Origin of the sequence: Methylocystis rosea SV97 (assembly GCF_000372845.1) — a bacterium.
Taxonomy (GTDB): Bacteria; Pseudomonadota; Alphaproteobacteria; order Rhizobiales; family Beijerinckiaceae; genus Methylocystis; species Methylocystis rosea.
On sequence record NZ_KB889963.1, the window covers coordinates 2,526,427 to 2,541,652 of the forward strand.

Annotated in this window: 19 protein-coding genes; 9 read left to right on the plus strand and 10 right to left on the minus strand. The window is 63.1% G+C overall.

The annotated features are described in order from the left end of the window. Positions 1-11 precede the first annotated feature (11 nt). On the minus strand, positions 12-701 hold the full coding sequence (locus tag A3OO_RS0113245) for a MarC family protein (RefSeq protein WP_018408320.1): 690 nt from the start codon (positions 699-701) through the stop codon (positions 12-14). 164 nt (positions 702-865) lie between these two features. On the opposite strand from A3OO_RS0113245, the gene A3OO_RS0113250 reads away from it, so the two are divergent. Next, positions 866-1,750 (plus strand): aldose epimerase family protein, encoded by an 885-nt coding sequence (locus A3OO_RS0113250; RefSeq protein WP_018408321.1) that lies wholly within the window; start codon positions 866-868, stop codon positions 1,748-1,750. Between the two features lie 30 nt (positions 1,751-1,780). Then, the gene (locus A3OO_RS0113255) at positions 1,781-2,815 is read left to right on the plus strand and encodes a cysteine synthase A (RefSeq protein ID WP_018408322.1); all 1,035 of its coding nucleotides are present in this window, start codon (positions 1,781-1,783) and stop codon (positions 2,813-2,815) included. On the opposite strand, the gene A3OO_RS0113260 is transcribed toward A3OO_RS0113255, so the two are convergent. Together A3OO_RS0113260 and mobA are read right to left on the minus strand one after the other, a co-directional pair. Continuing rightward, positions 2,812-3,381 (minus strand): hypothetical protein, encoded by a 570-nt coding sequence (locus A3OO_RS0113260; RefSeq protein WP_018408323.1) that lies wholly within the window; start codon positions 3,379-3,381, stop codon positions 2,812-2,814. The two genes, A3OO_RS0113255 and A3OO_RS0113260, sit on opposite strands and share 4 nt — an antisense overlap. Positions 3,382-3,425: 44 nt before the next feature. Beyond that, a complete protein-coding gene (gene mobA, locus A3OO_RS0113265; protein ID WP_018408324.1) occupies positions 3,426-4,040 on the minus strand; it encodes a molybdenum cofactor guanylyltransferase MobA in 615 nt (204 codons plus the stop codon). Between the two features lie 95 nt (positions 4,041-4,135). Here mobA and A3OO_RS0113270 point away from each other — a divergent pair, with 95 nt between their 5' ends. The 3 genes from A3OO_RS0113270 to sciP all read left to right on the plus strand — a co-directional run bounded on the left by A3OO_RS0113270 (position 4,136) and on the right by sciP (position 5,815). Further along, positions 4,136-4,534, plus strand: a complete 399-nt coding sequence (locus tag A3OO_RS0113270) for a thioredoxin family protein (RefSeq protein ID WP_018408325.1) — start codon at positions 4,136-4,138, stop codon at positions 4,532-4,534. A 4-nt stretch (positions 4,535-4,538) separates the two neighbouring features. Beyond that, positions 4,539-5,270 (plus strand): cytochrome c biogenesis CcdA family protein, encoded by a 732-nt coding sequence (locus tag A3OO_RS0113275; RefSeq protein ID WP_018408326.1) that lies wholly within the window; start codon positions 4,539-4,541, stop codon positions 5,268-5,270. Positions 5,271-5,539: 269 nt separating this feature from the next. Continuing rightward, positions 5,540-5,815: a CtrA inhibitor SciP gene (gene sciP / locus A3OO_RS0113280; protein ID WP_014889772.1), complete on the plus strand. Its 276-nt coding sequence runs from the start codon at positions 5,540-5,542 to the stop codon at positions 5,813-5,815. A 54-nt stretch (positions 5,816-5,869) separates the two neighbouring features. Here sciP and A3OO_RS21690 read toward each other — a convergent pair whose 3' ends face one another. Further along, positions 5,870-6,853, minus strand: coding sequence for a putative bifunctional lysylphosphatidylglycerol flippase/synthetase (locus tag A3OO_RS21690; RefSeq protein WP_018408327.1), 984 nt, complete (start codon positions 6,851-6,853; stop codon positions 5,870-5,872). Between the two features lie 148 nt (positions 6,854-7,001). Between A3OO_RS21690 and A3OO_RS0113290 the strand changes: the two genes are divergently transcribed. After that, complete coding sequence (locus tag A3OO_RS0113290; protein ID WP_245257155.1) at positions 7,002-7,580, plus strand: Yip1 family protein; 579 nt, start codon at positions 7,002-7,004, stop codon at positions 7,578-7,580. Here the strand turns inward: A3OO_RS0113290 and A3OO_RS0113295 are convergent. The 6 genes from A3OO_RS0113295 to A3OO_RS0113320 all read right to left on the minus strand — a co-directional run bounded on the left by A3OO_RS0113295 (position 7,577) and on the right by A3OO_RS0113320 (position 10,778). Then, the gene (locus A3OO_RS0113295) at positions 7,577-8,044 is read right to left on the minus strand and encodes a molybdenum cofactor biosynthesis protein MoaE (RefSeq protein ID WP_018408329.1); all 468 of its coding nucleotides are present in this window, start codon (positions 8,042-8,044) and stop codon (positions 7,577-7,579) included. The two genes, A3OO_RS0113290 and A3OO_RS0113295, sit on opposite strands and share 4 nt — an antisense overlap. Before the next feature lies 1 nt (position 8,045). Further along, complete coding sequence (gene moaD, locus A3OO_RS0113300; protein WP_018408330.1) at positions 8,046-8,297, minus strand: molybdopterin converting factor subunit 1; 252 nt, start codon at positions 8,295-8,297, stop codon at positions 8,046-8,048. Continuing rightward, positions 8,294-8,902: a CDP-diacylglycerol--glycerol-3-phosphate 3-phosphatidyltransferase gene (gene pgsA / locus A3OO_RS0113305; protein WP_026222964.1), complete on the minus strand. Its 609-nt coding sequence runs from the start codon at positions 8,900-8,902 to the stop codon at positions 8,294-8,296. The genes moaD and pgsA overlap by 4 nt, the downstream gene beginning before the upstream one ends. A gap of 79 nt (positions 8,903-8,981) precedes the next feature. Then, the gene (locus tag A3OO_RS0113310) at positions 8,982-9,371 is read right to left on the minus strand and encodes a DoxX family protein (protein WP_018408332.1); all 390 of its coding nucleotides are present in this window, start codon (positions 9,369-9,371) and stop codon (positions 8,982-8,984) included. A gap of 11 nt (positions 9,372-9,382) precedes the next feature. Then, positions 9,383-9,994, minus strand: a complete 612-nt coding sequence (locus A3OO_RS0113315; protein ID WP_018408333.1) for a malonic semialdehyde reductase — start codon at positions 9,992-9,994, stop codon at positions 9,383-9,385. A gap of 16 nt (positions 9,995-10,010) precedes the next feature. After that, complete coding sequence (locus tag A3OO_RS0113320; RefSeq protein ID WP_198008809.1) at positions 10,011-10,778, minus strand: hypothetical protein; 768 nt, start codon at positions 10,776-10,778, stop codon at positions 10,011-10,013. A gap of 221 nt (positions 10,779-10,999) precedes the next feature. Here A3OO_RS0113320 and A3OO_RS0113325 point away from each other — a divergent pair, with 221 nt between their 5' ends. The 3 genes from A3OO_RS0113325 to A3OO_RS0113335 all read left to right on the plus strand — a co-directional run bounded on the left by A3OO_RS0113325 (position 11,000) and on the right by A3OO_RS0113335 (position 15,222). Continuing rightward, positions 11,000-11,257, plus strand: a complete 258-nt coding sequence (locus A3OO_RS0113325) for an acyl carrier protein (protein ID WP_018408335.1) — start codon at positions 11,000-11,002, stop codon at positions 11,255-11,257. A gap of 196 nt (positions 11,258-11,453) precedes the next feature. After that, entirely contained in the window at positions 11,454-13,286 is a 1,833-nt protein-coding gene (gene ilvD / locus A3OO_RS0113330; protein WP_026222966.1) for a dihydroxy-acid dehydratase, read from the plus strand. Positions 13,287-13,347: 61 nt separating this feature from the next. Further along, the gene (locus A3OO_RS0113335; RefSeq protein WP_018408337.1) at positions 13,348-15,222 is read left to right on the plus strand and encodes a CHASE3 domain-containing protein; all 1,875 of its coding nucleotides are present in this window, start codon (positions 13,348-13,350) and stop codon (positions 15,220-15,222) included. Positions 15,223-15,226: the final 4 nt, after the last annotated feature.

Consider the following 15,226-nt stretch of genomic DNA (forward strand, 5'->3'; position numbering starts at 1 on the left):
GGGGACCAAGGCTAATGCATGCCGCCAAAACCTTGTGATCGCAGCGCGTCCATGACGCCGTTGAAGATCAGCGACACGCCCATCGCCGAGACGAAAAAGCCGACGATCCTGGTCGCCGCGTCAATGCCCAGCGGCCCGAGCGTTGTGGTCAACCGCGTCGCGAAGGCGAGGCAGGCGTAAGTGACGCCCACAGCGAGAAAGATCGCGACGAGAATGACTCCGAACGCCAGCGCCTCATGGGACGAGTGCTCAACGGTGGCCATCATCCCGAGCACGGTGGCGATCGGGCCAGGGCCGATCATGAGCGGCATCGCAAGCGGCATGAAGGCGATATTGCCCGTCGATCTGGCGAACGCCGGCGTTCCGTCGCCGTCCGACGAGGGTAAAAAAAGCTCAAAGCCGATCTTCATCAGCACGATCCCGCCAGCGATGCGCACCATGCTGAGCGAGACGCCGAAGATTTTTAAGATCACCGCGCCAAAGAACAAGAAGAAGAGGATCAGCAGCAGCGCATAGAGACAGGACATGAAGGCCACGCGACCGCGCTCCTGGTTGCTTTTCTCGCGCAGGAGCAGAAGGAAGACTGGGAGCACCTCAAAAGGATTGATGACCGCGAGCAGCGTCGTGAACGTCGAGAAAAAGAGCGTCAGCTCGGTTCTGAAAGCTCCGGCGCCGATGTCCGAGACGAGACTACTGTTCATAAGGCCTTCTCATTGGCGATGCGCTGCGCGAACATGCGTGGCGGGTGCTGCGGCGTGGCGGCGCGACCTTATTGCGGCGGGCGCCGCCGCTCAAGCGCCGCACTGGAGGAACGCGCTGAATTCGAAGCTTCGCTTGGACTTGTGTCCGACAATGGAATTGACCCATGACCGACGCGATTCAGCTCACCCATTCCTCTGGCGACGGCGCGGAGATCCTGGCTTTCGGCGCGGAGCTTTCGAGCTGGCGCGCGCGGGGAGTCGACATGATCTGGGCGAAGGATCCTAAGGTCTGGGACCAGACCGCGCCCGTGCTGTTTCCTGTCGTCGGCTGGACGCGCGACGGCCGCGTGCGCATCGACGGCGAGACCTATCCGCTGGCGCTCCATGGCTTCGCCTGGAAAAAGCGCTTCGACGTCGCCGAGCGGCGTGACGACTATCTGCGCCTCGCGCTCGTCGACGACGCCGAGACCCGCGCGCTGTATCCCTTCGCCTTCCGGTTTGAAGTGGAATTCCAGCTGCGCGCCGGCGCGCTCGAAAATGCTCTCATCGTGACCAACGCCGACTCGCGGCCCCTTCCCTACGCTTGCGGACTGCATCCCGCCTTTCGCTGGCCGCTCGCCGGCTCTTCTTCGTCGCATGCGATCATATTCGAGAGGGCTGAGCGCGCCGAAGTTCCCATCATCGGACCGGGCGGGCTTTTCTCGAAACCCATCCGCGAAACGCCGCTTGTCGGCCGGCGACTGCCGCTCGAACCAGGAATGTTCGCGAGCGATGCGCTGTGCTTTCTCAATCTTGCGAGCCACAGCCTCGTCTTCGACAATGGCGAAGGCGCGCGTCTTTCGGTCACGCTCGACGATTTCCCCCATGTCGGATTTTGGATGCTGCCGCCTGCCCCTTATCTGTGCATAGAGCCATGGACAGGCCATGGCGATCCGGACGACTTTTACGGCGACCTCTATGAAAAGCCCTCGATGCGAATTCTGGCGCCGGGCGCGCAGGCGCGGCATGGCGCGATTTTCGCCTTTGAGCGGGAGCCGCCGGTCGGCTAGGAACGATCCGCCACTCGCCAGGAATCATCAATGACTGTCGTCGCCTCCAGCGTCATCGAAGCCATCGGGCGCACGCCGCTCATTGAATTGCGCGGCGCCTCTAAGGCGACGGGCTGCCGCATTCTCGGCAAGGCCGAATTCATGAACCCGGGCGGTTCCGTGAAAGACCGCGCGGCCCTGTCCATCGTCGAAGACGCCCGCGCGAAAGGATTGTTGAAGCCGGGCGGGGTCATCGTCGAAGGCACCGCCGGCAATACGGGCATCGGACTGGCGCTCGTCGCGAACGCGCTCGGCTTTCGCACGGTGATCGTGATTCCCGAGACTCAGAGCCAGGAAAAGAAGGACATGTTGCGCCTGCAAGGCGCGCAGCTCGTCGAAGTGCCTGCGGTTCCCTACGCCAACCCCAATAATTATGTGAAGGTTTCCGGGCGTCTTGCCGAGCGCCTCGCCAGGGAAGAGCCGAACGGCGCCGTCTGGGCCAACCAATTCGACAATGTCGCCAACCGCGTCGCGCATCTCACCACCACCGGACCCGAGATTTACGAAGCGCTGGAGGGCGCGGTGGACGCTTTCATTTGCGCCTGCGGCACCGGCGGCACGCTCGCCGGCGTCGGCATGGCGCTCAAGGAGAGAAATCCGGACGTGAAGATCGGGCTGGCCGATCCTTTCGGGGCGGCGCTTTATTCCTATTACACGACCGGCGAGTTGAAGGGTGAGGGCTCATCCATCACGGAAGGGATCGGCCAGGGCCGGATCACCGCCAATCTCGAGGGGGCGCCGGTCGACGTCGCCTACCGCATCCCCGATGACGAGGCGCTGCGCATCGTTTTCGATCTCGCCGAGCAGGAGGGCCTGTTGCTGGGCGGCTCTTCGGGAATCAACATCGCCGGCGCCATCAGGCTGGCGCGCGATATGGGGCCCGGCAATACGATCGTGACCGTGCTGTGCGACGGCGGCGCAAGATACGCTTCGAAGCTCTTCAACGCCGACTTCCTGCGCAGCCAAAACCTGCCGACGCCGCCCTGGCTCGAAGGCGCCGTCGCGATGGACCCAGGCTTTGTTTAGCTCTCTAGGGGTTCCGCGGGCGCGGGCGACGCCGCAGGCTCGGCTTCGCGCTGCGGTACGAAATTCTCGCGACGCACGAAGAGCACCTTTCGCAGCTCCGCCTCCCCGACCAGCTTGGCGAATTCGCGGAAGCCAAAGAACGGGATCAGCGCGGCGAAGGTGACCAATCCGACCGACAGGAGCGTGCGCAGATTGTGGAGGTCCACGGGGTCATGGTCCGCATGGGCCGGCCAAAAATGCTCCAGCAGCGCCTGTTCGATGACGTCCATGCCGATGAGCAGCAGGCCGAACAGCAGCGACTTGGCCAGGATGGGCACGATCAGCGGCTTTTTGTCGAAGACGCGCCAGATGCCAAACTTGTTGGCGACAAACAGCACCTTCGCGAAAGCAAGCGCCTTGGCGGCGGCGAAGCCCTGATGCTGCACGATATGCGCCTGCGACAGGACAACCGATTTGTGCACGCCGAGCACGGCGAGCAGGAACCACACGTAGAGGAACACCGGATAAAAGGCCCTGGCTTCCTCCTTCACCTTGCTCGTCAATCCCTTTTTCGTCTGCTCGCTCATGTCCCATCCTGCGCCGGTCTCTTCAGCCTTGGCTGCGCGTCAATTTAGCTGCGCGACTCCTCCTTGGCTATCGCATCGGCGCGCGCCAGATCTTCCGGTCGGTTGACGTTGAAGAAAGGGTCGTAGGGCTCGATCGGCCAATCGACGACCGTATTCGCATAACGCCCGATGAAGGCCGACACTCGGCGCTCGTCTTCCGCAACGAGCGCGCGCCGCAAATCCTCGCGCAGCGCGACCGGCCACAGCGCCACGGCGTGATGGGTTCGCCCATTCGACGCGGCGACGGCGATCGTCGCGCCTGCACTCACCCGAGCGGATTGAAGTCGCGAGCGGAGATCGGCGGGCAGGAACGGGGTGTCGCCCGGCGCGCTTAGCACATGCGCCGCGCCTTTCGCGGCGCCAAAGTCCATGCCGGCGAGAATGCCGGCGAGCGGCCCCGCGAAACCTTCAACGCTGTCGCAGATGACGGGCAGTCCGAAAGCGGAAAAGCGTACGGGGTCGCCGTTGGCGTTGATCGCGAGAAGGCCGCACTGCGGCTTCAGGCGGTCGATCACATGCTGAAGGATCGGCCGGCCGGCGATCTCGACGAGCGGCTTGTCGCCCCCGCCCATGCGCCGCGCCAACCCGCCGGCGAGGATGACGCCGATGCAGTCGTTCATGCGCTGTCCGGTTTGGTTTCAATGAGGGGCGCCATTATGTTCGTTCATAATCCTGAGCGCCGCTCGCGCAAGGGGCAGCCTTTCGAGGGAAGCACATGATCTCGCGTCGCCGACTCGCCGTGTCCGCCTTTCTTTTCGCTTCCGCGATCCTTTATTCGGCCGCGCCCGCCGGCGCCGCCGAACAGAGTTTTACGCCGCAGGCCTTCGCCGCCGCGCAAACGGCCGGCAAATCGATCATCGTGCATGTCTACGCGCCGTGGTGTCCGACCTGCCGCGCGCAGGAGCCGGCGATGCAGCGCGTCGAAGCCGAGCCGAAATATGCCGACGTCGCCATGTTCCGCGTCGATTTCGACGGCCAAAAGAGCGCTCTCCGCACGCTGAAGGCCAACCGGCAAAGCACAATCATCGTCTTCAAAGGCGATAAGGAAGTTGGGCGCTCTGTCGGGGTGACCGATCCGGGCGAAATTTCAGCGCTTCTCTCGAAGGCTCTGTAAATCGATGGACGCGAGCGCGCTTGGCGCCTTCGGCGTCGCCTTTGTCGCCGGCCTGCTCTCGATTTTGTCGCCCTGCGTCCTCCCGCTTTTGCCCTTGGTGCTCGGCGCCGCGGCGGCGGAGCATCGCTACGCGCCGGCGCTTCTGGCGCTGGGCGTCGCCCTGTCCTTCGTCGCGATCGGCCTTTTCATGGCGACGATCGGCTTCGCCGTCGGCCTCGATGGCGACTCGCTGCGGCTCGTCGCGGCGGCTTTGCTGATCGCAATGGGCGTGATCCTGCTTGCGCCTGAGCTGCAGACGCGCGTCGCCGCCGCCGGGGGCCCGATTAGCGACAGGTTGAGCGCGGCCTTTGGAGAGGGGGCTCGCGGCGGAATGTTCGGTCAGTTTGGCGTCGGTCTGCTGCTCGGCGCGGTATGGAGCCCCTGCGTGGGTCCGACGCTTGGCGCCGCATCGGTGCTCGCGGCGCGCGGCGAAGACCTGAGCGCCGTCGCGGCGACGATGGCCGCGTTTGGTCTCGGCGCGGCCGCGCCGCTGATGTTGCTTGGAGCCCTCTCGCGGCAAGCGATGGCGCGTTGGCGGGACCGGCTGCTGACCGTTGGAAAACAGGCGAAGCAAGCGCTCGGCGCGTCGCTCGTCCTGATTGGCGCGTTGATCGTGTCGGGCTACGACAAGACGTTGGAGACGGCGCTTGTCACGGCTTCGCCAGAATGGTTGACGCAGTTAACGACGCGTTTTTAGCGCTTCGACAAATCAATACGGTCGATGCTCGAGACGCTAACCTTGCCGAGCAGGCGCAAGACGCTCGATGCAAGCAAACCCAGGCAAAAGCGTAAGCGGCTCTGGTATTGGCGGGTGAGCGGGCGGCGCGCCAAGTCTCTGAACGCCGCATATTCCTAAAATTTAGTTTATTTTCCATTGCTTATAGAGGCTATCCGTTTAGGCAATTCTTAAAGCGGCGCCTTTATAAAGACGCTACAACGTGGCTGTTTGAGTAGCGAGTGAGTGAGATGACCGAGACGCACCGTCCCCGTGTCAAATATGTCATCGGTCCCGATGGCAGTCCGCTGACTATTGCGGATTTACCCCCCGCTTCGACCAAACGCTGGGTGATACGGCGTAAGGCGGAAGTGGTGGCGGCGGTGCGCGGTGGCCTGCTCTCGCTCGACGAAGCCTGCAGTCGCTACACGCTGACGGTGGACGAATTCCTGAGCTGGCAGATGTCGATTGACCAGCACGGCCTCGCCGGACTGCGGACCACGCGCCTTCAGCAATATCGTATGTGAACGCGGCGACAGACGCCGAGACGTTCGAAACGCCGGTCCGCGATGGCCGGCGTTTTATTTTTGAGGCTGTTCCTCTATCCGGCGCCAGCGCTCGACGAGTTTCTTGCGTTCGAAAAGCGCGACGACGACGAGCGCGATCAGCAGCGGGACGATGAGGTAGAAGAGGCGCCAGACGAGCAGCGCAGCGAGGACCTTCAGCCGCGGCACATCCGGCATGACATTGATAAACAGCAGCTCGAAGACGCCCAGCCCGCCCGGCGCATGGGACACCAAAGCCGCTGAAAAGGACAAGAGAAACGCGCCGAGCACGACGAGAAAGCCAGGATTGCCCTGCTCCGGCAGCGCGAAATAGATGATGCCGGCGGCGCCGATCAACTCCAAGGGAGCCGCGAAGAGCTGGCGCAGCATGATGCCGGGGCGCGGATAGAGAATTTCGAACCGCCCGAACAGCCGGATCGCGCGAAAATGCATGAGCGATCCGAGAATGTAGATAACGACGAAGGCCAGGCACGACAGACCGACGACGAGCGCGGTGTTCGGGTTTGTAATGATGTCCGGCAGGAAGCCCGACAGTCTTTGCATGATCGCGGGGTCATAGGTCAGCAAAAGGCCAGCGAGCAGCACATTGCCGAAGCCGAACGTGTAGGAGCACAACACCACCAGCGTGGCGACCTGCGTCGCCGTCAGTCCCTTGGTGGAATAGGCGCGATAGCGCACCATGGCGCCCGAGAAAACGCTTGCGCCGATGTTGTGCGACAGGGCGTAGGTTGTAAACGAACAAACCGAGATAAACACCCAATTGATGTGTTTGACGCCCAGGTGCAGGAGCGCGATGCGATCGTACCAGGCGAGCGCCGCATAGGCGACAAGCGTCGACAGGCCAGCGAACAGATAGCGGCTCGTCGGAATGGCCTGAAGATTGGCCCAAACCTCTGCGCCGACCGATTCTCCTTTGAATTCGTGATAGAGAAGGAAAAAAGAGGCGACGACCGCGACAAGGCCGACGAGCGGCCAAAAATATTCCAGCAGTTTTCTCATGCGGCCCGTCGCGTTAGATTTCACCGTCGATCATCAAACCGGCCGCAGCTGGCCGCACTCTCCCTCGCATGGAGGACCCGGCGCCCGCAAGCCCGGCTCCATGACCGCCTCGGTAATTAGCGCTTGCGGCAAATCAATGGAGGCCGGAATGCAGTTGCTATCGCGGATCAAGGGCTTAATCCTCGCGCCGCAGAGCGAATGGGCAAAAATCTCCGAAGAGGGGACGTCCGTCCTCGATCTCTATCGCAATTATATTGCGATATTGGCGCTTCTTCCGCCCTTCGCGAGCTTCTTCAGCTCATGGCTTTTCGGCTTTTCCCACGGCCCGCAGGGAATCATGCACCCGACGTTCACGGGCGGGCTTTATCGCGCCTTCGTTCAGTATCTGTTGAGCCTGCCGGCGTTTTTTATCGTCGCCTTCGTCATATCGGCCATTGCGCCGCATTTCGACGGGAAGACCGACGACCGCCGCGCTCTGATGCTGACCGCCTATTCGTACACGCCGGTCTGGCTCGCCTCGCTGTTTGGCCTGATTCCGGGCCTGCGATGGCTGGACGTGCTCGGCTTCTATGGAATCTATGTTTTTTCCGTCGGACTGCCGACGATGATGCGCGTGCCGCGGGAAAACCTCGACGTTTTCACGCTCGCGACGCTGTTTCTGGTCGTCGCGACCGTCGCGCTCCACGGGTGGGTCGTGCATCTGATCGCGCCGCAGCAGCTGATCTAGCGCCAACGGTCCGCAGCCGCATCGTCCTCGGATTTCGCGCTGACCCAGTCGCCGGGCGCGCCATCCGCGCGCCGTTCCTTTTTCCAAAAGGGCGCGCGGGTTTTAAGAAAATCCATCAAAAACGCCGCGGCGGCGAAAGCGTCCGCGCGGTGGCGCGCCGCCGCGAGCACTAGAACGATCTGTTCGCCCGGTTGGATGCGGCCGAAGCGGTGAATGACGGTCAAGGCCTGCAAGGGCCATCGTTCGAGCGCTTCATCGGCGACGCGACGGATCTCGGCCTCGGCCATTCCGGGATAATGTTCGAGCTCCAAAGCCTCGAGCGCGCCGTCCTCGTCCCTGCAGAGGCCCACGAAGCTGACGAGCGCGCCGATGTCACGCCGCCCCCGCGTCAGCAGCGCCTGTTCCCGCCCGAGGTCGAAATCCTCCGCTTGCACGCGCACCGCCGGAGTCGGCCGCGGCGCCATCTCAGCCGCCCGTCATCGGCGGGAAGAAGGCGATCTCTCTTGCTGCGCCGATTGGCGTGTCAGGCGCCGCATGCGTCTTGTCGAGCGCCGCGCGAATCGTCGCCGGGTTGGCGAAAGCGGCCGCATATCCCTCGTCCCGCGCCGACAGCCAGTCGATCAGCTCACGGACCGTGACAACTTCACGCGGCGGCGCGATCTCCTCTTCCGCCAGACCGATGCGCTCGCGCACCCAAGCGAAATACAGCGCCTTCATGCCGCCTCGTCTTCTCCAAAGTGGTTCCACGCCGACTGGAGGTAGTCGAAACCGGTGTACAGCGTTAGAATCGCCGCGGCCCACAAGAGCGCCGCGCCGATCTTGACCGTGCCGGGGAGAACGACTTCGCCGGCCGGTCCGGCGATCAGAAAGCCGAGCGCCACGAGCTGCGCCGCTGTTTTCCACTTGGCGATCGCGGAGACGGGCAAGCGCACCTTGAGCTCGGCCAGATGTTCCCGCAGGCCGGACACGAGGATTTCGCGGCACAGGATGATGATCGCCGCCCAGATCGTCCAGCCAGCGACCGTTCGATCGGCGACAAGCGCCATCAGGGTCGTCGCGACGAGCAATTTGTCCGCGATGGGGTCCAGCATCCGCCCGAGCGGCGACTGTTGCTGCCAGATCCTGGCGAAATAGCCGTCGAGAAAGTCCGTCACCCCGGCGGCGATAAAAATGCCGAGCGCGCCCCAGCGCGCCCAGTGCTCCGTAAAGCCAAGGAGCAACCCCGCCACCACGGGGACGGCGGCCATGCGACCATAGGTCAGCAGATTAGGCAGCGCCAAGGCTTGGGACCGACGCTTGGCGGTGAGGGCCGTCTGGGACATACCGCAAGGGAATATGTCCCCCGTCCCCAATGTCAATAGAAAGGGCGTCGCCGCCGGGATTCGCTTGAGGAGGGCGAAGTCACTCTCGGTCGATCGCGAAAGCGCCGGGTCCGGCTGCTGCAAAGAACAGAAATACGAAGCAGTAGAGCGCGGCGAGCTCTCCCTTGTTGATGAGCGGCCACAAATCCTGGCCGGCGTGGAAAAAGAAATAAGCGACCGCCATCTGGCCCGAAAGAATGAAGGCGACCGGCCGGGTGAAGAGGCCGAGCAGCAGCAGCAGGCCGCCGAAAAGCTCTAAGACTCCAGCCGCGCCCAAGAGCGAGAACAGCTTCAGGTCGTCGAACATCGCGACATGTGGAACGCCGAAAAGCTTGGCGGCGCCGTGCTGCATGAATAGCAAAGCGGCGGCGATGCGCAGCAGCCCTTGGGCGTGCGGGGCGAAGCGCTGGGGAATGATTCGTAGAGTCATAAATTGGCCTCCTAAAGAATACTGGCGATCTCCTCACAAGCGAGCCGCGGGCCGCGAGGATAGAGCTTTGCGTGATCACCGTATCCGATGTTGATCAGAAAATTGGACTTTATCCGCGTTCCTTGGAAGAATTCCGCGTCGACCTTCGCCCTGTCGAAACCGCTCATCGGTCCGCAATCGAGACCCACCGCGCGCAGCGCGAGAAGAAGATAGGCGCCCTGCAACGAGCCGTTGCGAAAGGCCGTTTCCTCGATCAACGTCTGATTGCCGACGAACCAGGAACGCGCGTCCGTCGCCGGATAAAGGTGCGGGAGAGTCTCCGCGAAATCGAGATCATAGCCGACGATTGCAGTGGCGGGCGCGGCCATGGTTTTCGGACGATTGGCGTCCGACATCGCCGGGGCGAGCCGGGCCTTCGCCTGCGGCGAGCGCACGAAAATGATGCGCATCGGCGAGCAATTGGCGCTTGTCGGCCCCCATTTCGCGTAGTCCACGGCGAGCTCAAGCAGGCTGTCCGGCACTTCTATGGGAAGCCAGCCATTGTGCGTCCGCGCGCCCGTAAAGAGCTGCTCCAGCGCTTCGGGCGCAACCGCGCTCGCGGCCTGCCTGTCGGTCGTCGTCATCGCATTCCCCGCAAGTTCAGATGTCGCGCCCCTCGACTTCAATATGCAGGCGCTCCTCGATCTTTTGAAGCGACTCCTGCTGGGGCGAGATGGCGAGCGACTTTCGATAGGCCGCGAGCGCCCCTTTCTTGTCGCCAGTCTTCTCCTTGAGCGCGCCAAGAGCGGCGAGCGCGTCAAAACGCTTCGGCTCAAGCGTCGCCGCGGTCTCGAGGTCGGCGATCGCGCCGCTGTCGTCCCCCTGCTCCGCCCGCACCTTGGCGCGCTGAACATAGCCCTCCGTCCATTGCGGCGAGAGGGCGACCACATAGTCGAGAAGCTTCAGGGCGAGAGGCGGCGCGCCGGCCGCATCCGCCGCGAGGGCGCGCGCCGCAAGCAGATTGATCGTGTCCGACTCGGAATGCGCCCAGCGGCTCAGGATCGCCGCCGAAACGCCTTTCGCCTCCCGCTCGTCTTCGGCCTGCTCCAGGCGAAGATAAAGCCGCGCCATCTCTTCGGCGCGCTGCTGGGCGGGGTCCTTGGGTGGGGGTGGCGCTGCGGCGGCCGGCGCGCGCCGCTCGGGATCAACATCGCGTCCGCCCTGTCCCGGGCCGAGCGCGCGGGTCCCAGGCGGCAGCGGAATCCTTCCGATCCCTGGGATGAAGAGGAAATCGCCCTCCTCCTCGCCCAATGATTCGATCGAAGGCGTCTCCGATGCCTGAGCCAGCGCGATTCCGGCCGGCAGGGCTCCAAGAAAGACCACGATCGTCAGCGGAAGAAGCAGCGGCGTTCGCATTGCTGCTAACATAGCGCAGATCAATAGAAACGGCCACAGCGCCGCGCGCAGCGGAGAATTAGATTAACCATTTGTAAGCCACGACTCGACGCACGCGCGGCGAATTCATCCTGCGTTCAGGCGAGGCGCCCGAATCCTTTGCGCGCTAGTTAAGGTTGTTAGGAAACCCTCGCGCTTATCGCGACAACAACGCTGCAGCCCGCCTCAACGGCGGAGCTCCTGGAGTTGGATCAATGATTGATACGATACGCCGTTTGCTGCAAGAGCACGGCCGTCTGCATACCCCTGTGGAACATTTGTCGGATTCGGACGATCTCTACAGCGCAGGGCTGACGCCCTTTGCCGCGATCCGCACCATGCTCGCGCTGGAAGAAGCCTTCGACGTCGAGTTCCCGGTCTCCATGCTCCGGCGACAAAGCTTCGCTTCAATCACCGCCATTCGAGACTGCGTCAGCAAATTGGCGCCGTCGGCGGAGCGCCGCGCCGCTTAAGCAGCGCGGGTTTTAGGTAGGATCTACGCCAAACTCGCGGCCACGCTGATCGTGTCCCGCCCGGCGCACGCGCAGGGCTAAACACCACGAAAGCCGCGGCTTCGGCTGCTCCAACCACAGTTGCGGCGGTTCGTTCGCTGCGATAGTCGTCTTTGGAAAGGCTCGAATGACGAGCCTTCGCGACGGCGAGAGTTCAATGCCTCCTTATCATTCACGCACCACGACCCATGGCCGCAACATGGCTGGCGCGCGCGGCCTCTGGCGCGCGACAGGCATGAAGGAGGAGGACTTCGGCAAACCGATCATCGCGGTCGCCAATTCCTTCACCCAATTCGTTCCCGGCCATGTGCATTTGAAGGATCTCGGCCAGCTCGTCGCCGCCGAGATCGAAAAGGCCGGCGGCGTCGCGAAAGAGTTCAACACCATCGCGATCGATGACGGCATCGCTATGGGCCACGATGGGATGCTCTATTCGCTGCCCTCGCGCGATCTCATCGCCGACAGCGTCGAATTCATGGTCAACGCGCATTGCGCCGACGCGCTGGTCTGCATTTCGAATTGCGACAAGATCACGCCCGGCATGCTGATGGCGGCGCTGCGCCTCAACATTCCGGCGGTGTTCGTTTCCGGCGGCCCGATGGAGGCCGGCAAGGTCGTGCTCGCCGGCAAGGAGCACGCGCTCGATCTTGTCGATGCGATCGTCGCCGGCGTGGACGACTCGGTCAGCGAAGCGGACGTCGCCACGATCGAGCGCTCCGCCTGTCCGACCTGCGGATCATGCTCCGGCATGTTCACGGCGAACAGTATGAACTGCCTGACCGAGGCCCTGGGGCTGTCGCTTCCCGGCAATGGTTCGACCCTCGCGACCCATGCGGATCGCCGGCGGCTGTTTGTCGAAGCCGGGCATCTCATCGTGGATCTCGCGCGCCGCTACTATGAGCAGGACGACGAAAGCGTGCTGCCGCGTTCGATCGCGAGTTTTGAAGCTTTCGAAAACGCCATCACGCTCGACATCGCGATGGGCGGCTCGACGAACACCGTGTTGCATCTACTCGCGGCGGCGCACGAGGCGCAGGTCGATTTCACCATGGCCGACATCGACCGCCTGTCGCGGCGGGTGCCGGTGCTGTGCAAGGTCGCGCCCTCCGCGCCCGACGTTCATCTTGAAGACGTGCATCGCGCCGGCGGCGTCTTCGCCATTCTCGGAGAATTGCTGCGCGCCGGTCTGCTGCACGGCGAGCTTCCGACCGTCCACAGTCCTTCGGTCAGCGACGCCGTGGCGCGCTGGGACATCGCCGTCACGCAGAGCGAAACCGCGCGCACGTTCTTTCGCGCCGCGCCGGGCGGCGTGGCGACGCAAGTCGCGTTCAGCCAGGACCGCCGCTATAAGGAGCTCGACGCCGACCGCGAAAAAGGCGCGATACGCGACGCGGCGCACGCCTTTTCCAAGGATGGCGGCCTCGCCGTGCTCACGGGCAATCTCGCCATCGACGGCTGCATCGTGAAAACGGCCGGCGTTGACGATTCGATTCTGAAATTCGCCGGCCCCGCCAAGGTCTATGAGAGTCAGGACGCGGCGGTGTCGGGCATTCTGACGGGCGACGTAAAGGCTGGCGAGGTGGTCGTCATCCGCTACGAAGGCCCGCGCGGTGGACCCGGCATGCAGGAAATGCTCTATCCGACGAGCTATCTGAAATCGAAGGGACTCGGCAAGGTCTGCGCGCTGGTGACGGACGGAAGATTTTCCGGCGGCACGGCCGGGCTTTCGATCGGCCATGTCTCTCCCGAAGCGGCCGAGGGCGGCGCGATCGCGTTGGTCCGGGACGGCGACAGAATAGAAATCGACATTCCGGCGCGAAGCATTACGCTCGCCGTTAGCGAAAACGAACTGGCGACGCGGCGCGCCGAACAATCCGCGAAAGGCTTCGCTCCGGCCAAGCCACGGCCTCGCAAAATCACCACGGCGCTGCGCGCCTACGCCTCAATGACGACGAGCGCGGCCAAAGGCGCGGTGCGACAGGTCCCCTGAACTTTCGCATTTGGGACGTGCGTCGTAGAGTGGCGCGCGTCCATCCAGTCGCCGGAACAAAATGTCTCCGACACGTAAACTCGTCGCTTCTGGACTGTTTGGCATAGCGCTCGGATTCGCGGTGCTTGCGCTCGCCAGCTATGTCGCCCTGCGCGCCGAATTGCAGCGCCGTGAAGCTGGCGCATGGCTGCGCCACACCATTCAAGTGCAAAACGATCTTTATCAGCTTTACGGACTGCTGCAGGCCGCCGAGAGCGGTCAACGCGGTTTTATCATCACCCAGGACGAACGCTATCTGGATGCCTCCTCCGAAGCGACGCGCAAATTGCCCGCCGTCGTCGACCGCCTTTCGGAGCGCGTGAGAGACAATCCCAAGCAGCTCGAGATCGTCGCGGAGATGCGGCCGCTGCTTGGCGAAAGGGTCGAGATCATCAATGAGGCGATCGCCGATACGCGCGCGCTCCGGCTCGACGAGGCCGTGCAGCTCGTCAAGTCCGGGCGCGGAAAGGCGCTGATGGACCGGCTCCACGCCATCATCGACACGATGATTGAAAATGAGCAAAACTTGTTCGATGCGCGAGAGCGTGAAGTCAACGCCGCCGGCGGCGAATTCGACGCGGCCGTGTGGGCGATCGGCGGCATCATCTTCGCGCTTGGCGCATTTTCATTTCTGAATGCGCAAAAGCAGATGCACGCGCTGCAAACGTCACGCGACTCATTAAAGACCGCCTATGACCAGCTGATTGGGGAAACGACACGCCGGGAAGCGCTCGAGTCGCAGTTACGGCAGTCGCAAAAACTCGAAGCGCTCGGCCACCTGACCGGCGGCATCGCGCATGACTTCAACAATATGCTCGGCGTCATCGTCGCGAGTCTGCATCTGTTGCGGCGAAAGCTTGCGAACTCGAGCGACGATTATATTCAGCTGATCGATTCAGCGATGGACGGCGCCGATCGCGCCGCCGCCATGGTTCGCAGGCTTCTCGCATTCTCGCGCCGCCAGCCTTTGTCGCCGCGCCCGCTCGACCCCAATAAGTTCGTCTCCAGCGTCTCAGACATGGTGCGCCGCGCCCTCGGCGAAAAGATCGAACTCGAAACTGTGCTCGCCGGCGGCCTGTGGGCGACAAAAATCGATCAGCACGAACTGGAAAGCGCCATCGTCAATCTCGCGGTCAATGCGCGCGACGCCATGCCCCACGGCGGCAAGCTGACGATCGAGACGGCCAACTGCTATCTTGATGACGCCTACGCCAGCGAAAACATGGAAGTGAACCCTGGCCAGTATGTGATGATCGCCGTGACCGACACCGGACAAGGCATGCCGCCCGAAGTCTTGTCGCAAGCGTTCGATCCGTTCTTCACCACCAAGCCCGCAGGCAAGGGTACCGGGCTCGGCCTTTCGCAGGTCCATGGATTCGTCAAACAATCGGGCGGCCAGGTCAAAATCTATTCCGAGCCGGGACGCGGAACCTGCATCAAGCTCTATCTGCCGCGTTTCAATCAGGTAGAACCGGCCGCCGAACTGCCCCTACCGCGTCCGAGACCTCTCGAACTTCCGCTTGGAAGACCGGAAGAGCTTGTGCTGATCGTCGAAGACGACGACACGGCGCGCCGCGTCACCGCGCAAGGCGTGCGGGAATTGGGTTACTCGGTTCTGGAGGCCGAGAACGGACGCGCGGCGATCGACATCATTCGCCGTCGCGCCGACATCGCGCTGATGGTCACGGATGTGGTTATGCCCGACATGGACGGCGCCCGTCTCGCGCGCGAGGCGGTGTTTCGCAGACACAGCCTGCGCGTTCTGTTCATCACCGGCTATACGCGCAACGCGATCGTGCACAACGGCGTTCTTGACAAGGACGTCAAGCTGCTCACCAAACCGTTCACTTTGGAGCAGCTGGCGATAAAGATGCGCGACATCCTTGACTCGAAGTAGCGAG